This is a genomic window from Actinotalea soli, from assembly GCF_017565425.1.
In the GTDB taxonomy this organism is placed as follows: Bacteria; Actinomycetota; Actinomycetes; order Actinomycetales; family Cellulomonadaceae; genus Actinotalea; species Actinotalea soli.
Genome location: NZ_JAGEMK010000001.1, coordinates 519,554 through 538,195, shown reverse-complemented (window position 1 = coordinate 538,195; position 18,642 = coordinate 519,554). Strand labels below are relative to the sequence as shown.

General features: G+C 72.9%; 20 protein-coding genes, 1 tRNA gene and 1 other RNA gene. 12 read left to right on the top strand and 10 right to left on the bottom strand.

The annotated features are described in order from the left end of the window. Positions 1 to 331 precede the first annotated feature (331 nt). Entirely contained in the window at positions 332 to 823 is a 492-nt protein-coding gene (gene def, locus J4G33_RS02505; RefSeq protein WP_208054659.1) for a peptide deformylase, read from the top strand. Positions 824 to 961: 138 nt separating this feature from the next. Next, positions 962 to 1,462 carry a DUF3145 domain-containing protein gene (locus J4G33_RS02500; RefSeq protein ID WP_208054291.1) on the top strand — a complete coding sequence of 167 codons (501 nt, stop codon included), beginning with the start codon at positions 962 to 964 and terminating at the stop codon, positions 1,460 to 1,462. 51 nt (positions 1,463 to 1,513) lie between these two features. Here J4G33_RS02500 and J4G33_RS02495 read toward each other — a convergent pair whose 3' ends face one another. From J4G33_RS02495 to J4G33_RS02475, 5 genes are all read right to left on the bottom strand, one after another. After that, positions 1,514 to 2,758 (bottom strand): beta-ketoacyl-[acyl-carrier-protein] synthase family protein, encoded by a 1,245-nt coding sequence (locus J4G33_RS02495; RefSeq protein ID WP_208054290.1) that lies wholly within the window; start codon positions 2,756 to 2,758, stop codon positions 1,514 to 1,516. Between the two features lie 88 nt (positions 2,759 to 2,846). Beyond that, positions 2,847 to 3,095: an acyl carrier protein gene (locus tag J4G33_RS02490; RefSeq protein WP_208054289.1), complete on the bottom strand. Its 249-nt coding sequence runs from the start codon at positions 3,093 to 3,095 to the stop codon at positions 2,847 to 2,849. A 97-nt stretch (positions 3,096 to 3,192) separates the two neighbouring features. Continuing rightward, positions 3,193 to 4,197 (bottom strand): beta-ketoacyl-ACP synthase III, encoded by a 1,005-nt coding sequence (locus J4G33_RS02485; protein ID WP_208054288.1) that lies wholly within the window; start codon positions 4,195 to 4,197, stop codon positions 3,193 to 3,195. Then, a complete protein-coding gene (locus J4G33_RS02480) occupies positions 4,194 to 5,177 on the bottom strand; it encodes an ACP S-malonyltransferase (RefSeq protein ID WP_208054287.1) in 984 nt (327 codons plus the stop codon). Before J4G33_RS02480 ends, J4G33_RS02485 begins: the two co-directional genes overlap by 4 nt. Before the next feature lie 123 nt (positions 5,178 to 5,300). Continuing rightward, a complete protein-coding gene (locus J4G33_RS02475; protein WP_243758368.1) occupies positions 5,301 to 6,500 on the bottom strand; it encodes a PucR family transcriptional regulator in 1,200 nt (399 codons plus the stop codon). A gap of 148 nt (positions 6,501 to 6,648) precedes the next feature. Here J4G33_RS02475 and J4G33_RS02470 point away from each other — a divergent pair, with 148 nt between their 5' ends. After that, entirely contained in the window at positions 6,649 to 7,332 is a 684-nt protein-coding gene (locus J4G33_RS02470; RefSeq protein ID WP_208054285.1) for a hypothetical protein, read from the top strand. 137 nt (positions 7,333 to 7,469) lie between these two features. Here J4G33_RS02470 and aceE read toward each other — a convergent pair whose 3' ends face one another. Next, a complete protein-coding gene (gene aceE / locus J4G33_RS02465; protein WP_208054284.1) occupies positions 7,470 to 10,211 on the bottom strand; it encodes a pyruvate dehydrogenase (acetyl-transferring), homodimeric type in 2,742 nt (913 codons plus the stop codon). Positions 10,212 to 10,541: 330 nt separating this feature from the next. On the opposite strand from aceE, the gene J4G33_RS02460 reads away from it, so the two are divergent. From J4G33_RS02460 to J4G33_RS02430, 7 genes are all read left to right on the top strand, one after another. After that, complete coding sequence (locus J4G33_RS02460) at positions 10,542 to 10,973, top strand: DUF3052 domain-containing protein (RefSeq protein ID WP_307793686.1); 432 nt, start codon at positions 10,542 to 10,544, stop codon at positions 10,971 to 10,973. 19 nt (positions 10,974 to 10,992) lie between these two features. Continuing rightward, positions 10,993 to 11,463: a peroxiredoxin gene (locus J4G33_RS02455; protein ID WP_208054283.1), complete on the top strand. Its 471-nt coding sequence runs from the start codon at positions 10,993 to 10,995 to the stop codon at positions 11,461 to 11,463. Further along, entirely contained in the window at positions 11,460 to 11,969 is a 510-nt protein-coding gene (locus tag J4G33_RS02450; RefSeq protein ID WP_208054282.1) for an Imm26 family immunity protein, read from the top strand. The genes J4G33_RS02455 and J4G33_RS02450 overlap by 4 nt, the downstream gene beginning before the upstream one ends. Positions 11,970 to 11,986: 17 nt before the next feature. Further along, a tRNA-Val gene (locus J4G33_RS02445) sits at positions 11,987 to 12,060 on the top strand. 75 nt (positions 12,061 to 12,135) lie between these two features. After that, a complete protein-coding gene (locus J4G33_RS02440) occupies positions 12,136 to 13,362 on the top strand; it encodes a Nif3-like dinuclear metal center hexameric protein (protein ID WP_208054281.1) in 1,227 nt (408 codons plus the stop codon). Further along, positions 13,359 to 14,099 (top strand): zinc ribbon domain-containing protein, encoded by a 741-nt coding sequence (locus J4G33_RS02435; RefSeq protein ID WP_208054280.1) that lies wholly within the window; start codon positions 13,359 to 13,361, stop codon positions 14,097 to 14,099. Before J4G33_RS02440 ends, J4G33_RS02435 begins: the two co-directional genes overlap by 4 nt. Then, on the top strand, positions 14,096 to 14,851 hold the full coding sequence (locus tag J4G33_RS02430; protein WP_208054279.1) for a histidine phosphatase family protein: 756 nt from the start codon (positions 14,096 to 14,098) through the stop codon (positions 14,849 to 14,851). The genes J4G33_RS02435 and J4G33_RS02430 overlap by 4 nt, the downstream gene beginning before the upstream one ends. 3 nt (positions 14,852 to 14,854) lie before the next feature. Here the strand turns inward: J4G33_RS02430 and J4G33_RS02425 are convergent, their stop codons facing one another. After that, a complete protein-coding gene (locus J4G33_RS02425; RefSeq protein ID WP_208054278.1) occupies positions 14,855 to 15,655 on the bottom strand; it encodes a YaaA family protein in 801 nt (266 codons plus the stop codon). A 97-nt stretch (positions 15,656 to 15,752) separates the two neighbouring features. Between J4G33_RS02425 and rnpB the strand changes: the two genes are divergently transcribed. Next, positions 15,753 to 16,149, top strand: an RNA gene (gene rnpB, locus J4G33_RS02420) — RNase P RNA component class A. A gap of 41 nt (positions 16,150 to 16,190) precedes the next feature. Here rnpB and J4G33_RS02415 read toward each other — a convergent pair. Then, positions 16,191 to 16,325 (bottom strand): chromosome partitioning protein, encoded by a 135-nt coding sequence (locus tag J4G33_RS02415; protein WP_208054277.1) that lies wholly within the window; start codon positions 16,323 to 16,325, stop codon positions 16,191 to 16,193. A gap of 182 nt (positions 16,326 to 16,507) precedes the next feature. Between J4G33_RS02415 and J4G33_RS02410 the strand changes: the two genes are divergently transcribed. Beyond that, positions 16,508 to 16,879 carry an STAS domain-containing protein gene (locus tag J4G33_RS02410; RefSeq protein WP_208054276.1) on the top strand — a complete coding sequence of 124 codons (372 nt, stop codon included), beginning with the start codon at positions 16,508 to 16,510 and terminating at the stop codon, positions 16,877 to 16,879. 48 nt (positions 16,880 to 16,927) lie between these two features. Here J4G33_RS02410 and ppgK read toward each other — a convergent pair whose 3' ends face one another. Both ppgK and map read right to left on the bottom strand, forming a co-directional pair. Further along, a complete protein-coding gene (ppgK, locus tag J4G33_RS02405; protein WP_208054275.1) occupies positions 16,928 to 17,713 on the bottom strand; it encodes a polyphosphate--glucose phosphotransferase in 786 nt (261 codons plus the stop codon). Beyond that, entirely contained in the window at positions 17,710 to 18,600 is an 891-nt protein-coding gene (gene map, locus J4G33_RS02400; protein WP_208054274.1) for a type I methionyl aminopeptidase, read from the bottom strand. The genes ppgK and map overlap by 4 nt, the downstream gene beginning before the upstream one ends. Positions 18,601 to 18,642: the final 42 nt, after the last annotated feature.

Below are 18,642 nucleotides of genomic sequence, written 5' to 3'. Positions count from 1 at the left end.
GACTCCCGGCGCCAGCCCGCGCGTCGACCTGGCCCACGTCGAGGGCCCGCGGTGCCGAGGGGGCACCGAGGGCGACCGAGCGGCTCCTCAGGTGGCGCGAGCCGGGCCGTGACCGCACAGTGGCCGCATGGGAAGACTTCTGCGCATGCTGCCTCTCGTCCTTGCCGGCTGGCGCTGGTGGCAACGTCGCCGGGGTACCTCGGGGACCGGCTCGAGCGGCGCGCCGCCACGGCGATGAGCCGTCCCGGGGCGGCCTCGGCCTGACGGCTCCTCCTGCGAGGACGCCGTGGCGGTGGGCGGGCTGCTGCTGGTCCGTGGGATCATGGGCGCCATGGCCATGCGAGAGATCCGTACCGTCGGAGACCCCGTCCTGCGCACGCGCTGCGAGCCGATCACCGAGGTGGACGCCCGCGTGCGCTCGCTGGTCGAGGACCTGCTCGAGACGGTGGACACCGAAGGGCGTGCCGGACTGGCCGCCAACCAGATCGGCGTGAACCTGCGGGCCTTCTCCTGGAACATCGACGACGACCTCGGGTACGTGCTCAACCCACGGCTGGTCGAGGTCTCCGAGGAGGAGTACCAGGACGGCGACGAGGGCTGCCTCTCGGTCCCGGGCCTGTGGTACCCCACCAAGAGGGCCTGGTACGCCCGGGTCGTGGGGGAGGACCTCGACGGCAAGGAGGTCGTGGTCGAGGGCACCGAGCTGATGGCGAGGTGCCTTCAGCACGAGGTCGACCACCTCGACGGGATGCTCTACCTCGATCGCCTCGAGCGGTCCGTCCGCAAGAAGGCCATGCGGGACATGCGCGAACAGCTCGCCTGACTCCACGGCGGGTCGGGGTGGCGCCCGGCGCCCATGATCGTGCATGCTTGTCGGAGCACGCCGCGAAGATCGTGCACTCTCCCGGAACGGGATGAGGTCGTTGGGGAAGACGAACCTCGACCCGTCAGGAGGGCTGTCATGGCCGGTGCCATCACCCGCGGTGTACTTTTTGTGCACTCAGCACCACGAGCTCTGTGCCCCCACATCGAGTGGGCGGCAGGGGGCATATTCGGCGCGCGCCTGAGCCTGGACTGGACCGAGCAGCCTGCTGCCCCGGGCATGTACCGGGCCGAGCACTCGTGGCAGGGCGCCCAGGGGACCGGCGCGCGACTGACCTCGGCACTGCGTGGCTGGACCCACCTCCGCTACGAGGTGACTGAAGAGGCCAGCCACGGTTCTGACGGTGCCCGGTGGAGCCACACGCCCGAGCTCGGCATCTTCCACGCCGTGACCGACGTGCACGGCAACACGATGGTCCCCGAGGACCGCATCCGAGCCGCGCTCGAGCACGTGACGAGTCCCCAGCGGATGCGTCGCGAGCTCGATCTGGCCCTCGGCCAGGCCTGGGACGACGAGCTCGAGCCCTTCCGCTACGCGGGGGCCGGAGCGCCGGTGCGCTGGCTCCACCGCGTCGGCTGACTCGCGGAGCCCGTCAGCCGCGCGCGACCCGTCGGGGACGGGCGGAGGTCTTCAGGCGCTGGTGACGACCAGGGCCACGTTGTGCCCGCCGAAGCCGAAGGAGTTGTTCACGGCGGCGATCTGCCCCGCAGGGAGATCGCGCGGCGTCGAGCGCACCAGGTCCAGCACCAGCTCGGGGTCGGGCTCGTCGACGTTGATGGTCGGGGGTGCCTTGCGGTCACGCAGGGCGAGCACCGTGAAGATCGTCTCGAGGGCGCCGGCCCCACCCAGCAGGTGGCCGGTCATCGACTTGGTGGCCGAGAGGGCGACGTGGTCCGCGTCAGCGCCGAGCACCCCGCGCACGCTGCGTGCCTCGATCAGGTCACCGACGACCGTCGAGGTCGCGTGCGCGTTGACGTGCACGACGTCCTTGGCGGCGACGTCGGCCTCGGCCAGGGCCGCGGTCATCGCGGCGATCTGCCCCCGACCCTCGGGCTCGGGGGAGGTCATGTGGTAGCCGTCCGAGCTCAGCCCGACCCCGGGGATGCGCGCGTGCACCGTGGCTCCCCGGGCCGCGGCGTGCTCGGCGCTCTCGAGCACGACGATCCCCGCGCCCTCCCCGAGCACGAAGCCGTCGCGCTTGACGTCGTAGGGTCGCGAGGCGCCCTGCGGGTCGTCGTTCCGCAAGGACAGGGTGCGCGAGGCTGCGAAGGCCGCGATCGGCATCGGGTGGATGGCCGCCTCGGTACCTCCAGCGACGACGACGTCGGCCCGGCCGCTGCGGATCATCTCGACCGCGTAGCCGATCGCCTCGGCTCCGGAAGCGCAGGCCGAGACCAGGGCGTGGGCCCCCGCGCGGGCGCCGAGCTCGAGCTCGACGTAGGCGGCGGGCGAGTTGGGCATGAGCATGGGCACGGTCATGGGCAGCACGCGGCGTGCGCCCTTCTCCTGCAGGGTGTCCCAGGCATCCAGGGTGGTCCAGATCCCGCCGATGCCCGAGGAGACCACGGCACCCAGCCGCTCGGGGGCGACCTCGGGGGCACCCGCGTCGGCCCAGGCCTCACGGGTGGCGATCACCGCGTACTGGGCCGAGGGATCCATGCGCTTGATCTCGGGACGTGGCATCACCTGGTCGGGGGTGACCGCGAGCTGCGCGGCGAAGGAGACGGGGATCTGGTACTTATCCGCCCAGTCGTTCTCCAGCGTGCGGGCCCCGGACGTGCCGGCGAGGGCTGCGGCCCAGGTGCTCGCCACGTCCCCGCCCAGGGGCGTGGTCGCGCCGAGTCCGGTGATGACGACATCGCGTGCGGTGGTCAACGTTCCTCCTGGGCGGTGCTGGCTGCGGGGCGGGGCGACGGGTCGGGGTCCACGCGGTGACGGACCCCGACCCGGTCGAGGGGCAGGGTCAGCCCTGGGCCCCGTTGATGTAGCTGACGGCGTCACCGACGGTGGTGAGGTTCTTGACCTCGTCGTCGGGGATGCGGACCGAGAACTTCTCCTCGGCGAGGGTGACGATGGTCATCATCGACAGCGAGTCGATGTCGAGGTCGTCGGTGAAGGACTTCTCGGGCGAGACCGAGTCCGTGGGCAGGCCCGTCTCCTCGCTCACGATCTCGGCCAGGCCGGTCAGGATCTCCTGCTCGCTGTACGCCATGGTGTGTGTCTCCTTGTGGTGGCTGTCGGTGCCCGGTCGGGCGCTGACGATTGTGCTCGGACGTGTCGCGACGCGCCCGCAGGGCTCGCCGTGAGGCTCAGGGCAGGACGACGACCTGGGCCGCGTAGACCAGCCCTGCCCCGAAGCCGATCTGCAGGGCCAGGGCCCCGCTCTCGACCTGACCCTCGCGGAGCAGCCGCTCCGTGGCCAGCGGGATCGAGGCTGCCGAGGTGTTCCCGGTGTCCGCGATGTCCCGCCCGACGACGACGGTCTCCGGCAGCTTGAGCTGCTTGATCATCTGGTCGATGATCCGCATGTTGGCCTGGTGGGGGATGAAGGCGTCGATGTCGTGGGCGCTCACGCCGGCTGCGGCCATGGCCTTCTCGGCGACCGGGGCCATCTGCCACACGGCCCACTTGAAGACAGACTGACCCTCCTGGCGCAGGGTCGGCCAGGTGCCGTCCTGGGCGAAGGCCTCCTTCCAGGACTGCGTCTGGCGGATGGTGTGGGCCATCGAACCGTCCGAGCCCCAGACGGTCGGGCCGATGCCGGGGGTGTCCGACGGGCCGATGACGACCGCCCCCGCGCCGTCGCCCAGCAGGAAGGAGATCGACCGGTCGCTCGGGTCGATGAAGTCGCTCATCTTCTCCGCGCCGATCACCAGCACGTGCCGGGCGTTGCCTGACCGGACCAGGGCGTCGGCCTGGCCCACTCCGTAGGCGTACCCCGCGCACGCGGCGGAGATGTCGAAGGCCGCCGCGGGGGTCGCCCCGAGCCGGTCGGCGAGCACGGCGGCCCCGGCGGGGGTCTGGTGGAAGTAGGTCACCGTCGAGAGGATGACGGCGTCGATGTCCGCCCCGGTGAGCCCGGCGTCCTCGATGGCCGCGCGGGCGGCCACCTCGGCGAGGTCGAGGACGTCGCTGCCCTCAGAGGCGCGGCGACGGGTCACGATGCCGGTGCGCTGGCGGATCCACTCGTCCGAGGAGTCGATCGGGCCTGCGACGTCGTCGTTGGTGACGGTGTGCTCGCCGCGCACGGCCCCGAGGCCGAGGATGCGGGAGAAGGCCGGGCCGCTGGCCTGGGTCAGGGTCGGTCGGGTCACGCCTGGACCTCCTGGTCGGTGCCGGCGACGCCGGTGCTGTGCCGCTGGACGAGGTCGCGGGCGGCCTCGAGGTCTGCCGGGGTCTTCACGGCCACGGTCTCCACGCCAGGCAGCGTACGGCGCGCCAGTCCCGTGAGCACCCCTGCCGGGGCGAGCTCGACCACACCGGTCACCCCGAGCTCGAGGAGGGTGGTCTGGCACAGGTCCCAGCGCACGGGGGCGACCACCTGGTCGGCCAACCGGGTCAGCACGGCCGGGCCGGTCGCGGGGGCGCTCGTGCCGCCGGACCCGTACACGGTGCCGTCGGCGTCCGAGAGCAGGGCGAGGGTGGGGGCCGAGGCCGTCCAGGAGGCGGCCACCGGGGCGAAGGCCGCGTGGGCCGGCTGCATGTAGGGGGTGTGGAACGCCCCGGCCACCTGCAGCGGGATCACCCGTGCTCGGGGAGGTGGGTCCTGGGCGAGGCGGGCCAGGCTCTCGAGGTCCCCGGCCGCGACGACCTGGCCGCCGCCGTTGACGTTGGCCGGGTGCAGGCCAGCGGCCTCGATCGCGGCGAGGACCTCTTCGGGGTCACCGCCGACGACGGCGCTCATCCCGCTCGGTCCGAGGGCTGCGGCCTCGGCCATGGCCTGGGCGCGCCGGGTGACGAGAGACACCGCGTCACGGTCCGTCAGCACCCCGGCGACGGCTGCGGCCGAGAGCTCGCCCACCGAGTGGCCGGCGGTCACGTCGACGGTCCCGACGGCCGGGCGGTCGTCGAGGAGGGCGCGCAGGGCGACCAGGGAGGCCGCGACGATGAGGGGCTGCGCCACGGCGGTGTCCCGGATCGTCTCGGCGTCCGAGACGGTGCCGTGGGTACGCAGATCGGTCCCCGCAGCCTCGGAGAAGGTCGCGAGGCGGTCCTCGACCCCCTCGAGCTCGAGCCACGGGGAGAGGAAGCCGGGGGTCTGGGAGCCCTGACCAGGGCAGAGGACGGCGAGCACGGGACCACTGTGCCCCAGGCCCGGCGGCGCCCCCCGGCCACGACGGGTACCAACCTCACCCGGTGGTGTTGTCCGATACCTACAAGTCGTGCGGGCTCGGCCCGCCACGGCTCACGACGGCGGTCACGGGCGCGTCCGGTCGGCGGGGGCCGCCGGAGGGCGGGGGGAGTCGAGCCGCCCGAGGGCCAGGGCGGTCTGCAGCACGTAGGCCTCGCGCGCGTCGAGCGGGTCCCACCCCGTGACCTCGGCGACCTTGCGCAGCCGGTAGCGCACCGTGTTGGGGTGCACGTAGAGGACGCGGGCGGCTGCCTCGAGGGACCGGCCGTGCTCGACGTGGGCGGCGAGGGTGTCGAGGAGCGCCCCGCCTGCGGCGACGAGCGGTTCGTAGGCCTGCTCGACCAAGGTGCGCCGGGCGACGAGGTCCCCGACCAGCACGCGTTCGGGGAGCAGGTCGTCGGCTGCGACGGGCCGGGGTGCGGTAGGCCAGGCGGGCGCTGCGGCGAGGCCGGCGAGGGCCGCAGCGGCGGACCGGCCGGCCTCGGCGAGGCTCGCCACCGCAGGTCCTAGCACGACGGGTCCGGGGCCGAAGCGCCCCAGCAATGAGGCAGCCGCGGCGCGCAGGTCCCCGTCCCCGCCGAGCACGACGACGAGACGCTCACCCTGGATCCCGACCAGGGCGTCGTCCGCGGCGCGACGGGTCGCCCGGCGCAGCTCGGCCGCGCGGACCTCGTCGAGCGGGGAGGAGGTGGTGCCCACCATGACGATCGCGCTGCCGTGCCCGCTCCACCCGAGGGCAGCGACCCGGGAGCGCAGGGCGTCGTCGGCGTCCCCACGGACCAGGGCGTCCACCACGAGGGCCTCGAGGCGGGCGTCCCACGCCCCTCGTACCTCGGCGGCCCGGGCGTAGACCTCGGCCGCGGAGAAGGCCACCTCGCGGGAGTAGCGCAGGACCGCCTCGCGCAGGTCCCGTTCGCCACCGGGGGCTGCCAGGCGGTCGCTGTGGTCTTCGACCACCTCGACGATGAGCCGCACGAGCTGCAACGTGTGCTGGAGAGAGATGGAGCGGGTCAGCTCCGGGGGGGCGGCGGCGAAGATGTCGCTCGCCCCGTGCGGGGGGGTGCTCGGGTCGGAGAACCACGAGATGAAGCTCGAGATGCCGGCCTGGACGACCAGGCCGACCCAGGAGCGGTCCTCGGCCGGGAGGGCGCGGTACCAGGGCAGGGTCTCGTCGAGCTTGCGCAGGGCGGCCGCCGAGAGGAGGCCGCTGCCGTCATGGAGCCGGCGCAGCGTGTGCGCCTGATCGCGCGAGGCCGTCCCTGACATGGCAGCGAGCATAGGGCCCGCACGGCTGCCCCGGGGCCGCCCCGTTGTAGGGAGCGCACAAGGTGCCCCGGTGCCGGGTCCTGGAGATCAGCAGGACCCGGGTGCCCGTCGACCGGTGCCGCGGGGCGAGTGCGGCTATCGTCGGGTCATGGCATTGCTCCCACGGCTCCGTCGCCTCATCCGCCGACCGGTGTCGGCGTCGCGGGTCGGCGTACGACGCCCGACCTCCGTCCGACGCCGCGACACCGTCCACGAGGACGCCGTGCGCGCGATGCTGGGGGAGGACCCGAACGACGTCCGTGCCTTCCAGGCCCTCGCCGAGATCGTGCGTCGACGTGCGGCAGAGGTCGGGCCCGACGGCGACCCGCTGACCGCTCCGCAGGACGAGGTCGAGAAGCAGCGGGCGGCCGACCTGGCGGTCTGGGCCCTCGCTGAGGAGCTCGCCGGCCACCCGCGCGCCTGGTACCCCTTGGTCGAGCTCGCACGGCTGTCGATCCACGACGACCACGAGGGCGCGATCCGGCGGCTCGCCACCGCCGCCGAGCGGGACTCCTCGGGCCACGGCCTGGCCGAGGGCCTCGCCGTCCTGCGCGAGGCCGGTGCGCCGGTCGACGCCCTCGGGCTCGGCGTCGGCCACTGGCGGGTACGCGAGCAGACCCCCGAGATCGCCCGGCACCTGGTGCTCGCTGCGATCGAGGCGGATCGTCCGCTCGAGGCCAAGCAGCACCTGCAGGCCCTGGACCTCTACCCCGACCAGCGCGAGGTCGCGGACCTCAAGGCCGAGCTCGCCCAGACGGTGGCCGAGGCCGAGCAGCACCTCACGGGCACCTGATCCCCCTCGGCCGTCACGGGGGCTGACCCCGCAGCCACGACGACGCCCGGTGCACCCTCAGGTGCACCGGGCGTCGTCGTGCGTGCCGTGCGCGGCCCCGGGCCGGACAGGAGGTCGTCCTGTCCGGCCCGAGGGGCTCAGGCGTCGCCGCCGGCGACCCCCGAGGAGCCGGCACGCACGTCGTGGATGCGGTACTTCTCGATGGCCTGCGCCGGGGCGTCGGCCGGGACCTCGCCACGGCGCGCGAGGAGCTGCAGCACCTTGACCACGGTCGAGGGCCCGTCGATCTTGAAGTGACGGCGCGCGGCCTGGCGCGTGTCGGAGAAGCCGAAGCCGTCCGCGCCCAGGGTGGCGTACTCGCCCGGGATCCACTGCCGGACCTGGTCGGGCACCATGTGGTCGAAGTCGGTCGTCGCGACGAAGGGGCCCTGCGCGTCGGCCAGCTTCTCGGTGAGGTAGGCGGTGCGCGGCTCCTCGCCCGGGTGCAGGAAGTTGTGCTCCTCGGCGGCGATGCCGTCGCGGCGCAGCTCGTTCCAGCTCGTGACCGACCAGACGTCGGCCCGCACGCCCCAGTCCTCGGCGAGGAGCTCGGCGGCCTCCAGGCCCCACGGCACCCCGACGCCCGAGGCGAGGATCTGAGCCCGCGGGCCCTCGCCCTCGGTGGTGTGCACCCGGTGGATGCCCCGCAGGATCCCGTCCACGTCGACGTCCTCCGGCTCGGCCGGCTGGGTCATCGGCTCGTTGTAGACCGTCAGGTAGTACATGACGTTCTGGTCGCGGGAGTCCTCGCCGTACATGCGCTGCAGTCCGTCGCGCACGATGTGGCGGATCTCGTACCCGTAGGCGGGGTCGTAGTGGATCACGGCGGGGTTGGTCGCGGCGAGGATCGGCGAGTGGCCGTCGGCGTGCTGCAGTCCCTCACCGGTCAGGGTGGTGCGCCCGGCGGTCGCGCCGATGATGAACCCGCGGGTCATCTGGTCGCCCGCGGCCCAGAACTGGTCCCCGGTCCGCTGGAAGCCGAACATCGAGTAGAAGATGTAGACCGGCACCAGGGCTTCGCCCTGGGTCGCGTACGACGTGCCGACCGACTGGAAGGCCGCGGCCGAGCCGGCCTCGTTGATGCCCGTGTGCAGGATCTGCCCGGTCTCGGACTCCTTGTACGAGAGCATCAGCTCTCGGTCGACAGCCAGGTAGTTCTGCCCCTGGGTGTTGAAGATCTTCGCGCTCGGGAAGATCGAGTCCAGGCCGAAGGTCCGGGCCTCGTCCGGGATGATCGGCACGATGCGGTGGCCGAACTCCTTGTCCTTCATCAGGTCCTTGAGGAGCCGGACGAAGGCCATGGTCGTGGCCACCTGCTGCTGGCCCGAGCCCTTGGCGAGCACCTCGTAGGACTTCTCGGGGGGCAGGGTCACCGGGGTGTACCGGCTGCGCCGCTCGGGGACGAACCCGCCGAGGGCCTTGCGGCGCTCGATCATGTACTGGATCTCGGGGGCGTCCTCGCCCGGGTGGTAGTACGGCGGGGCGTAGGGGTCGGCCTCGAGCTGCTCGTCGGTCAGCGGGATGCGCAGCGAGTCGCGCAGCGTCTTGAGGTCGTCGGCCTTGAGCTTCTTCATCTGGTGCGTCGAGTTGCGGCCGGCGAAGTTGGTGCCCAGGCCGTAGCCCTTGATGGTGTGCGCGAGGATGACCGTCGGCTGGCCCGTGTGGGCCTGCGCGGCGGCGTAGGCGGCGTAGATCTTCCGGTAGTCGTGGCCACCGCGCTTGAGGGCCCAGATCTCGTCGTCGGTCATCTTCTCGACGAGCTGCTTGGTGCGCGGGTCCCGACCGAAGAAGTGCTCCCGGATGAAGGCGCCGTTCTCGGCACGGTAGGTCTGGAAGTCGCCGTCGGGCGTGGTGTTCATCAGGTTCACCAGCGCGCGGTCCTTGTCGGCGTTGAGCAGGGAGTCCCACTCACGGCCCCACACGACCTTGATGACGTTCCAGCCGGCCCCGCGGAAGAAGGCCTCGAGCTCCTGGATGATCTTGCCGTTGCCGCGGACCGGGCCGTCGAGGCGCTGCAGGTTGCAGTTGACGACGAAGGTCAGGTTGTCCAGGCCCTGCTGGGCGGCCTGCTGGAGCATGCCGCGGCTCTCGGGCTCGTCCATCTCGCCGTCGCCGAGGAAGGCCCAGACATTCTGCTCGCCGGTGTCCTTGATGCCACGGTTGTGCGTGTACTTGTTGACCCACGCCTGGTAGATCGCCGACGCGGGGCCCAGGCCCATCGAGACGGTGGGGAACTCCCAGAAGTCCGGCATGAGGCGCGGGTGCGGGTAGGAGGACAGCCCGCCGCTCTCGGCGGAGACCTCCTGGCGGAAGCCGTCGAGCTGCTCGGCGCTCATCCGGCCCTCGAGGAAGGCGCGGGCGTAGACGCCGGGGGCCGCGTGGCCCTGGAAGTAGATCTGGTCGCCGCCGCCCGGGTGGTCCTTGCCACGGAAGAAGTGGTTGAGGCCGACCTCGTACAGGGTCGCGACCGAGGCGTAGGAGGAGATGTGCCCGCCCACGCTGATCTCGGGGCGCTGGGCGCGGGTCACCATGACCGCCGCGTTCCAGCGCAGCCAGCTCCGGTACCGGCGCTCGACGACCTCGTCACCGGGGAAGTAGGGCTCCTCGTGCACGCCGATCGTGTTGACGTACGGCGTGTTGATCGAGGTCGGGACGGCGACGTTGCGCTCCCGGGCCCTCTTGAGCAGGTTGAGCAGGACGTACCGGGCCCGGGGCCCACCACGCTCGTCCACCAGGCCGTCGAAGGACTCGATCCACTCACCGGTCTCGTCCGGATCGATGTCCGGGACCTGGCTGAGCAGACCGTTGATCAGCGGGCCCGTCGTGTCACGTGCAGCCACCAGCAACCTCACCTCGTCGTCCGCACCTGCGCCGGGTCCGGTCGGACGCCGTCGGCTCGGTGCTCGGGTCGGCCCGCGGCCTCCGGGCGTGCGTAGGCACCGGTGGTTCGCGGTCGTCCGACCATTCTCTGCCGTCGGACGGGGGAAAGTCACACCGAGGGCCCTGGTGATCCGACAATTGGGACGTGACGTCCGCGACACCCGTCCCGCATGTGGCGCTTGCCACACGCGTGCGGGATGCTGTGGGCTACCGTGTGGCAGCCGCAGCCCACCCAGCACCGGGTGCGGGCACGGCGGAACGAGATGACGGACGAAGGGAACGGCACACCAGTGGGATCGACCGCGGAGCCTGCGGGCGGCCAGAGCGGAGCGGGCGCAGCCCGGCTCAACCTCTCGTCCGGCCAGGTGGTCCAGGAGTTCGGCTACGACGACGACGTGGATCAGGACCTTCGCCTGGGGATCGAGGAGATCACCGGGTCCGAGATGGTCGACGAGGACTACGACGACGTCACCGACGTCGTGGTCATCTGGTGGCGTGAGGACGACGGCGACCTCACCGACGCCCTCGTCGACGCCCGGACCGTCCTGGACGAGGGCGGCTCGATCTGGCTCCTCACGCTCAAGCCCGGGCGTGCAGGCACCGTCGGGCACAGCGACATCGAGGAGGCCGCGACGACCGCGGGCCTGCACGCGACCAGCACCCTGACCATCGCCGCGGACTGGTCGGCCACGCGCCTGGGTACCCGCGGCCGCGGGCGCTGAGGTCTGAGGCCCTTCGTCGATGACGTCCTCCACGCCTCTGCGTCCGGGGGACGTCGCCCCTGACGTCGAGCTGCTCGACACGCACGGCACACCGCTGCGCCTCACCGGGTTGCGCGGGGGCGCGGTCGCCGTCGTCTTCTTCCCGTTCGCCTTCTCGGGGACCTGCACCCAGGAGCTGTGCGAGCTGCGCGACAACCTCGAGGACTTCGAGCAGGCACGGGTGCGGCTCCTCGCCGTCTCGTGCGACCCGGTGCACACCCTCAGGGCGTGGTCCGAGCAGCAGGGGTTCACCTTCGACCTGCTCTCGGACTTCTGGCCGCACGGCGAGGCGGCGAGCGCCTTCGGGGTCTTCGACGGGGACCGAGGGCTCGCTCGGCGCGGGTCGTTCCTCGTCGACGCCGACGGGATCGTCCGCTGGAGCGTCGTCAACCCGCCGGGGCGCGCCCGTGAGCTGGGGGCGTACCGGGCGGCCCTCGCCGGACTCGCATGAGCCGCAGGCGCCTCGTCGAGATCGAGCCGGGATCGGTCTTCGCCGTGCCGCTGTTCCTGGCCGACGAGCCGATCACGCGACGTCTTGCCCCGGCGACCTTCGCCGGACGCGGCTCTGAGTTCGCCTTCAGCAGGGTGATCGTCGACCTCGGCGGAGCGGGGTTCCTCGTCGAGGTCTTCGACCTGGTGGGGACGCTGGCCACCGACCTCGCCGCGGTGACCGCGGCCCCGAGGCTCTTCGACCCCGTGGCCCTCTCCGGGCTCGGGATCTCCAAGAGGCGCTGGCCGTTGATGGGCGTGTCCCCGGCGTACGACGCCGAGAGGGACTCGCGCCTGTCCGAGGTACGCCTCGTCATGGGTGCTGACGACGACCTGCGGCTCTGGCACGGCGGTTCCGGGGCGAGCGCGCCCGTCAGCGCCACCGCGGCGGCGGAGCACGAGCCGTGGACCATCTGGAACGAGGCGCGGCTCGAGGCGCGCACCCGCGAAGCCCTGACCCACCGGTAGGCTGTGCGATCGTCGTCGGGCCTGTAGCTCAGTTGGTCAGAGCGCCGCGCTTACACCGCGGAGGTCGTCGGTTCGAGACCGGCCGGGCCCACCCGCACCTCCCCGCCGCATCGCGGCTCGCTCCTGGTGCCTCTGCGCTGGCGACGCTCCCGGTAGCGTCGGTCACGTGACTGAGCACCTGACCCTCGCCGACGTCGTCGCGATCCTCGACCACCGCTACCCCCCCAGCACGGCGGAGTCCTGGGATGCCGTCGGGACCGTGTGCGGCGACCCCGACCAGCCGGTGACCAAGGTGCTGCTCGCGGTCGATCCGACCGCCGAGGTGGTCGACGAGGCGATCGCCTGGGGGGCCGACCTTCTCCTGACCCACCACCCGCTGCTGCTGCGTCCCGTCCACTCGGTCGCCGCGACGACCTTCAAGGGTCGGCTGGTGCACCGCCTGATCCAGGCCGGGTGCGCGTTGCACGTCGCGCACACCAACGCCGACTCCGCCCCGGGCGGGGTCGCCGAGGCCCTGGCGCTGGCCGTCGGCCTGGTGGACCTCGAGCCCCTGGTCCCGATCCCGGGCGCGCCGGTCGACAAGCACGTGGTGCTGGTGCCCGCCGAGGACGCCGAGGCCCTCGTGGACGCGTTGGCTGAGGCGGGCGCCGGTGCCCTCGGGGACTACAGCCGGTGCGCCTGGACGACGACGGGTGCTGGCACCTTCGTGCCCGGTCCCGGCGCCGAGCCGGCGATCGGCGAGGTCGGGGTCCGGGCCCAGGTCGCGGAGACCCGTGTCGAGATGTTCGCCCCGCGCCGGCGGCGCACCGCGGTCCTCGCCGCGCTCCGTGCGGCACACCCGTACGAGGAGCCGGCCTTCGACGTCCTGGAGCCGGCAGCGCTGCCGGGGGAGACCGGGCTGGGCCGGGTCGGGCGCCTCGCGAGCCCCGCCACCCTCGGCGCCTTCGCCCGCGTCGTGGCCGAGGCCCTGCCCGGCACGGCCCAGGGGGTGCGTGTCGCGGGTGACCTCGACGCGCCGGTGGAGCGGGTCGCGGTGGTCGGTGGGTCGGGGGACTCGCTCTTCGACGCCGTCCGTGCCAGCGGGGCAGACGTGTACCTCACCGCTGACCTGCGGCACCACCCGGCCTCCGAGCTGCGCGAGCGGGCCGAGATCGAGGCCCTCCGCGAGGGGCGACCGGCCGCGGACGGGCGGCCGTTCCTGGTCGACGTGGCCCACTTCGCGAGCGAGTGGCCCTGGCTCGAGCACGCCGCTCGGCGGCTCACCGCAGACCTGCACGTGGCCCACGGGGCGGGCACTACGGTGGAGACCCGGGTGAGCACCCGCCGCACCGACCCGTGGACCGCGCGCCTCGCCTCACCCGCCGACCCGTCCGTTGGAGGATCCCAGCCGTGAGCACCGCCCCCGTCGCCGACCAGCACCGGCTCCTCGAGGTCCAGGCCCTCGACACCCGCGCGGCCCAGATCGCCCACCAGCGCGCCAAGCACCCCGCGCACCAGACCGTGACCGAGCTCTCCTCGCGCCTGGCGGACGTCGAGAGCGCGGTCGTCACCTCACGGACCGCGGTGAGCGACCTGCGCCGCGAGCTCACCAAGGCCGAGCAGGACGTCGAGCAGGTGCGCAGCCGCGCGAACCGGGACCAGGCTCGACTCGACGCCGGGGCCAACGCCAAGGACGCCCAGGCCCTGACCAGCGAGCTCGAGGCCCTGGCCCGGCGCCAGGCGGCCCTCGAGGAGGTCGAGCTCGAGGTCATGGAGCGGCTCGAGGCCCACGAGACCGCCCTGGCGGACCTCACGAGCGCCCGGGACGACATCCTCGAGCAGCAGCAGGCCGCCGCGGCCGAGCTCGAGAAGGTCCTGGCCGACCTCGACGAGCAGGCCGCGCAGGTGGCCGCCGAGCGGGAGCAGCGTGCCGCAGGGCTCGACGCGGGGCTGGTCGCCCTCTACGACAGGGTGCGAGCCCAGCAGGGCGGGGTCGGTGTCGCGGCGCTGCGGGGTCGTCGCTGCGAGGGCTGCCGCCTCGAGCTCAACCCGAGCGATGTCGAGCACATCAAGGCCGCCCCCGAGGAGCAGGTCGTGCGGTGCGAGGAGTGCAGCCGCATCCTGGTCCGCGGGGCGGACGCTCCTCGATGACGGCTGGGGCCTCGACCCCGGCGGGGGCGCGCGAGCGGAGGCCCTCGGGGGCCGCGATGCGGTTCGACGACGCCGAGCCCGTCAGCGTGGTGCTGGTGCGGCACGGGGAGACCACGCTGACGCGCGGCAAGGCGATGTCAGGCTCCTCGGTGCCGGGCCCGCCCCTCGCCCCGGCCGGGCGCGTGCAGGCTGCCCAGGCCGCCGACCTCGTCTTCCGGGTGGGTCGTGAGCTGTGGCCCGACCTGCCCCATCCGAGCGCCCTCGTCGCCTCGCCGATGGTCCGCACGCAGGAGACCGCGACGGCGGTCGGTCGGCGTCTCGGGCTCCCGGTGCAGACCGATGCAGCCTTCGCCGAGTGCCACTTCGGCGACTGGGAGGGCCTGCCCGTCGCCGAGGTCGAGAACGGGCGGCCCGGGGAGCTGCGCCGTTGGTACGAGGACACCGCGGTGCGGGCCCCGGGGGGAGAGTCGCTCGACGACGTCGGTGAGCGCGTCGGGGCCGGTCTGCAGGGTCTGCTCGACGGCGGGGTCGGCCGGACCGTCGTCGTCGTGAGCCACGCGATGGCGATCCGAGCGGCGGTCGGGCGGACCCTCGGCATGCCGGGGGAGGCGTGGTCGTGGCTGCGCGTGCTGCCGGCCTCGGCGACGGTGCTGCGGTGGTGGCCCGACGGCAGCAGGGAGCTCGTCGCCCTCGGGATGCCCAGCGACGCCTGGCACGCGCGTCGCGCGAGCCCCGCGGTCACCTCGCGCTGAGCCTCAGACCGGGGCCCCGGTCGGGTCAGCCACGACGAGGGCCAGGGTGCTCGACCCGCGCGGTCCCTCGGTGAGCCCGGCGTCGAGCAGCGCGCCGCCGACCAGCTCCCCGGCCGCGTCGAGCAGCTCCTCGGGGGAACGGGGCGCGGTGCCCTCCCGCGTGACCAGGTGCCGGGTCAGCACCCCGCGGGTGTGCTTGGCCCAGTGAGAGACCACCGTCCGGCGCCCCTCGGCCTCGCGGTGCACCACGACGCTCACGTGGCCCGGGCCTCCCGCGGGGACCGGCCAGGCCGCCGCGTAGGCCGCCGAGCGGCAGTCCACGACGAGGCGGTGGCTGGCCTCGGGGTCGAGCTCGGCGCGGAGCGCGGGGCGCCAGTGCTGGGCGAGCCGGCCGATCCCGGGCAGGTCGGTGCCCATCGAGAGCCGGTACGCGGGGATGCGGTCCTCGGGGGAGACCAGACCCCACAGGGCGGAGACCGTGCGCACCGAGGCCCGTGCCCGACGACGTGCCGCGGCGGGCAGGTCGTCCAGGCGGGCCGCGCCGTACAGCACCCCGGTGTAGACCGACCGCGCCGCGGCGGTCGGCGCCGCGCGGAGATCGAGGTTGCGCTCGACCTCGGCCGCCAGGGAGGGCCCGACGCCCAGCAGGTCGACGGCGTCGGGCCGGGCGCTCGCCTCGAGCAGGGCCTCGAGGACGCGGGTCCGCGGCTCGGTGAGACCCGGGGCGCTGAGTGAGCTGAGGTCGACGGGCTTGCCGCGGCGGGGCGCGGTCTTGCCCTCGGAGGGCGGGAGGAGCACGAGCACCGTCGAAGGCTATGGCCCGACGGAGAGCTGCCAGGACGCCGCCCACGGGGTCGGTGACCGCCGTCACGCCCGAGGGGCGGTAGCCTGGTGATGCGGATGAGTCGGCCAGGCGGTCGCGTCAGGTGCGGTCCGCCGCACCTGCCGAGGAACGTCCGGGCTCCGTAGAGCGAGGTGGTGGGTAACGCCCACCCGGGGTGACCCGCGGGACAGTGCCACAGAGAACAGACCGCCGTGACGGTCCGGCCTCGGCCGGGCCCGAGCGGTAAGGGTGAAACGGTGGTGTAAGAGACCACCAGCGTGCCGGGTGACCGGTGCGGCTAGGTAAACCCCACCTGGAGCAAGGCCAGACAGGGAGCGTTCGAGGGCTGCTCGCCCGAGCTCCCGGGTAGGCCGCTGGAGGCGTGCGGCAACGTACGTCGTAGAGGGATGGCCGCCACCCGCGCAGGGGAGACCCCGCGCGGGGACAGAACCCGGCGTACCGGCCGACTCATCCGCCCTCCGGGCACACCGGCGTCAGGGGCCCGCGGGGACCGACCTACGAGGTCTCGGCGGTCCGCTTGGGCTCGTGCTCGGCGGACTCGTCCTTCTCCGGGACGGGGTCCGGGTCGACCGCCTTGGTGGGCAGGTCTGGCTGGGCGGGGTCGAAGGACTCGGGCAGCGTGTCACTCATCGACCCACGGTGACACCGCCCGCGGTCTCCCGCATCCTGAGGATGTGTGCGTCGCCGACCTGCGTGCGATAGCGTGGTGGTCGCCTTCTCCCGTGCCCGGACCCTGCTCTGGTGAGGCGCCCCAGACGATGCGATGGCTAGCTCCGCGTGGACGACGCTCATCGAGAGACGAAGGCGACCCCATGAGTGACACCAGCAAGCCTCCCGTCGGTGGCATCACCGTGCGCGAGACGCCGGAGAGCACCATCGCCCGGCTGTGGGGCGAGATCGACGAGGCCCTGCGCCACGAGGCCGGAGCCGCTCTCTCGCGCACGCTGGACCGCGGCTTTCCGGTGGTGATCGACACCCGCGAGGTCACCTTCATCGACTCGACGGGCATCGCCTTCCTCATCCAGTTCTGCACCATCGGGCGCGAGGAGGGGCTGGCCGTCACGCTGGTCGATCCGCCCGCGGTCGTGACCGAGGTCCTGGACCTGCTCGGCCTCACCCACATGTTCGACGCCGAGCCCGCCGACCGGACCGCGTCGAGCCGCGACACGCAGATCGACGCCTGAGGCAGCCAGGGCAGCCGGCAGACCTCGACCGGACCGCCCGACCTCCGCTCAGTCCAGGACGGTGCCGTGCGCGGCGAGCGCAGCCGCACCCACGATGCCCGCGGCGTTGCGCAGGCCCGCAGGGACGATCGGGGTGCGTAGGTCCAGCAACGGGAGGAACTTCTCGTGCTTCTTGGACACGCCGCCGCCCACGACGATGAGGTCGGGCCAGAGGAGGTCCTCGACCACGCGGAAGTACCGCTGCAGGCGTTCGGCCCACTGGTCCCAGCTCAGGTCCTCGCGCTCGCGCGCAGAGTCCGCGGCGCGGCTCTCGGCATCGTGCCCGTCGATCTCGAGGTGGCCCAGCTCGGTGTTGGGCACGAGGGTGCCGTCGACCACGAGGCAGGAACCGATGCCGGTGCCCAGGGTCACGACCAGGACCGTGCCCTCGCGACCGCGCGCCGCCCCGAACAGGGTCTCGGCGTAGCCAGCGGCGTCGGCGTCGTTGACCGCCAGCACGTGGCGTCCCGTGGCCCTGGCGACGACCTTGCTCACGTCGGTGCCGATCCACGAGTCGTCGACGTTGGCCGCCGACCGCGCCACGCCGTGCTGGATGACGGCGGGGAACGTCACGCCGACGGGGACGTCGCGGGGCAGGTCGAAGGAGTTCACGAGCTCGGCGACCGTCGCGGCCACGGTGTCCGGGGTGGCGGGCTGCGGGGTCGGGATGCGCACCCGGTCGGCGCTGAGCTCGCCGACCACGAGGTCGACCGGGGCGCCCTTGATGCCGGACCCGCCGATGTCGATGCCGAAGGCACCCGAGGGGTGCCGCTGAGGATGGGTCTGATCGCTCATGGCAGGGTCAGGATCTCCGCTCCGGTCTCGGTCACCACGAGGGTCTGCTCGAACTGCGCACTGCGTCGTCGGTCCTTGGTCACGACCGTCCAGCCGTCCTCCCACATGTCCCACTCGTGGGTGCCGAGGTTGATCATCGGCTCGATGGTGAACACCATGCCGGGCTGGATGACGTCGGCGTGGTGGGGGGCCGAGTCGTAGTGGGGCACGATCAGCCCCGAGTGGAAGGTCTCACCGACGCCGTGGCCGGTGAAGTCGCGCACCACCCCGTAGCCGAAGCGTGAGGCGTACTTCTCGATCACGCGGCCGATCACGTTGACCTCGCGCCCGGGGGCCACGGCCTTGATGCCGCGCATCATGGCCTCGTGGGTGCGCTCGACCAGAAGGCGCGACTCCTCGTCGACGTCGCCCACCAGGAAGGTCGCGTTGTTGTCGCCGTGCACCCCGTCGAGGTACGCGGTGATGTCGACGTTCACGATGTCGCCGTCCTGCAGCACCGTCGAGTCGGGCACACCGTGGCAGATCACCTCGTTGACCGAGGTGCACAGCGACTTGAGGAAGGGCACCTGCTGAGGGTGCGGCTGGTAGTGCAGGGTCGAGGGGTAGGCGCCGTGGTCGCACAGGAACTCGTGGCCGATGCGGTCGAGCTCGTCGGTGGTCACCCCGGGAGCCGCATGGCGACCGACCTCGGCGAGGGCCTGCGCCGCGATGCGTGAGGCCACACGGATGCGCTCGAGGGTCTCGGCGTCCTTGACCTCGGATCCCGTGAACGGCAGCTCACGGTCCTTGCCCACGTACTCGGGGCGGGAGATGTGGCTCGGGACGGTGCGGATCGGGCTGAGGGTCCCGGGCACGAGCGTGCCCGTCGGCGCATGGGCGGTCGGCATGCCTGGCAGTCTACGGACGGGCGGGCCGGCGTGCGTCGCACC

Excerpts from the sequence above, each read along its gene's own strand:
- def (WP_208054659.1), top strand. The coding sequence starts at position 332 with ATGGCCATGCGAGAGATCCGTACCGTCGGAGACCCCGTCCTGCGCACG.
- J4G33_RS02500 (WP_208054291.1), top strand. The coding sequence starts at position 962 with ATGGCCGGTGCCATCACCCGCGGTGTACTTTTTGTGCACTCAGCACCA.
- J4G33_RS02490 (WP_208054289.1), bottom strand. The coding sequence starts at position 3,095 with ATGGCGTACAGCGAGCAGGAGATCCTGACCGGCCTGGCCGAGATCGTG.
- J4G33_RS02475 (WP_243758368.1), bottom strand. The coding sequence starts at position 6,500 with ATGTCAGGGACGGCCTCGCGCGATCAGGCGCACACGCTGCGCCGGCTC.
- J4G33_RS02470 (WP_208054285.1), top strand. The coding sequence starts at position 6,649 with ATGGCATTGCTCCCACGGCTCCGTCGCCTCATCCGCCGACCGGTGTCG.
- J4G33_RS02455 (WP_208054283.1), top strand. The coding sequence starts at position 10,993 with ATGACGTCCTCCACGCCTCTGCGTCCGGGGGACGTCGCCCCTGACGTC.
- J4G33_RS02450 (WP_208054282.1), top strand. The coding sequence starts at position 11,460 with ATGAGCCGCAGGCGCCTCGTCGAGATCGAGCCGGGATCGGTCTTCGCC.
- J4G33_RS02430 (WP_208054279.1), top strand. The coding sequence starts at position 14,096 with ATGACGGCTGGGGCCTCGACCCCGGCGGGGGCGCGCGAGCGGAGGCCC.
- J4G33_RS02415 (WP_208054277.1), bottom strand. The coding sequence starts at position 16,325 with ATGAGTGACACGCTGCCCGAGTCCTTCGACCCCGCCCAGCCAGACCTG.
- J4G33_RS02410 (WP_208054276.1), top strand. The coding sequence starts at position 16,508 with ATGAGTGACACCAGCAAGCCTCCCGTCGGTGGCATCACCGTGCGCGAG.
- ppgK (WP_208054275.1), bottom strand. The coding sequence starts at position 17,713 with ATGAGCGATCAGACCCATCCTCAGCGGCACCCCTCGGGTGCCTTCGGC.
- map (WP_208054274.1), bottom strand. The coding sequence starts at position 18,600 with ATGCCGACCGCCCATGCGCCGACGGGCACGCTCGTGCCCGGGACCCTC.